The 1,346-nt window shown below is 34.8% G+C and carries 1 protein-coding gene; it reads left to right on the forward strand.

What is annotated here, in order from left to right; genetic code table 11:
- The first annotated feature begins 67 nt into the window (after window positions 1–67).
- On the forward strand, window positions 68–973 hold the full coding sequence (locus tag GD597_RS21645) for an IS3 family transposase (protein WP_317170327.1): 906 nt from the start codon (window positions 68–70) through the stop codon (window positions 971–973).
- Window positions 974–1,346: the final 373 nt, after the last annotated feature.

Genomic DNA, 1,346 nt, shown 5'->3' on the forward strand with positions numbered 1-1,346 from the left:
ATGTTGCGGAAGAAAAACTCAACATTAATATCAGAAAAAAGCCTGGTGCCAAACAGTAGCCTTGCTTGTGCAATTATATAGCCATTTTAGCATTGGTTATTATTGCAAACTGTTTGGCAAAAGCCGTCAGGCGTATTACGAGCAAAAAAAAGAATTAAATGATAAGGGTTTACAAGATGCTTTAGTGCTAAAATTGGTTGGCGAAGTACGTCTTGATTTGCCCAGATGTGGCGTAGATAAATTGCACTACATGCTGCGCCAATCCTTTTTGGAACATGACATTAAGTTAGGCAGGGATGGTATGTACCGTTTGTTAGGTAAGTATGGTTTATTGATAAGGCATCGTAACAGAAAGCCTTATACAACAAACTCAAACCATCGTTTTAAAAAGTACCCTAATTTAATCCGGGATATGGAGATAACTCAGGCTGGTCAATTATGGGTAAGTGATATTACATATATCCGGCAAGTCAATGGATTTAGCTATTTGAGCATTATTACAGATGCTTACAGTCACAAAATTGTTGGACATAAATTGCATCCCAGTTTACATAGCGCAGGCCCAATTGATGCATTAATATTGGCTGGTAGAGATGCCCAAAAAACAGAAAGCTTAATCCATCACAGCGATAGAGGTATACAGTATTGTTGCAATGAATATGTTACGATGATAGAACATTTTGGTATTCAATTATCAATGACAGAAAAAGGCGACCCATATGAAAACGCTATTGCAGAAAGAGTAAATGGTATTTTAAAATATGAGCATTGTCTTAAAGAGACTTTTACTAATTATGAAGAAGCCCTGCTAGCTGTAAACAATGCTGTTAAAAAATATAATGAATTAAGAATACATGATAGTTGCAACAGAATGACCCCGGTAATGGCTCACGAGCAAAAGGGTATTCTAAGGAAATACTGGAAGCCAAAAGTTTACAGGTCCAGAGAGGCTCTTATGCAAGAAATTCTTTAAAGTTCACCGGCTTACCCACTACAATAAAAAACTTTTTATAACTAAATTTTTTTATCGTGTGGATAAGCCTATCCGCTGCAAATACAACAAAATGGACAGTAAGCCTTTTGTAGTAATAACACAAAACAGTAATGCAACAACAGAAATAACAAAAACAACTTCAACCACATGTAGTAATAACAAAAACAACAGTAAAGATGATAAGGAATAAAAGCCCCAGCTGACAACTAAAAACAGGAATAAGCAACATCCTGTATCACAATTTTACAAGTAAAAAATAAAACTGTAATCTTGTATCAATAGTAAAATTAATCTTGACAAGAGCTATTAATATTTAACCTATAAATGTGTCAAGTAATTTTAGGAGGGGTCA

It is taken from the genome of Limnovirga soli (assembly GCF_013106755.1).
Classification (GTDB): domain Bacteria; phylum Bacteroidota; class Bacteroidia; order Chitinophagales; family Chitinophagaceae; genus Limnovirga; species Limnovirga soli.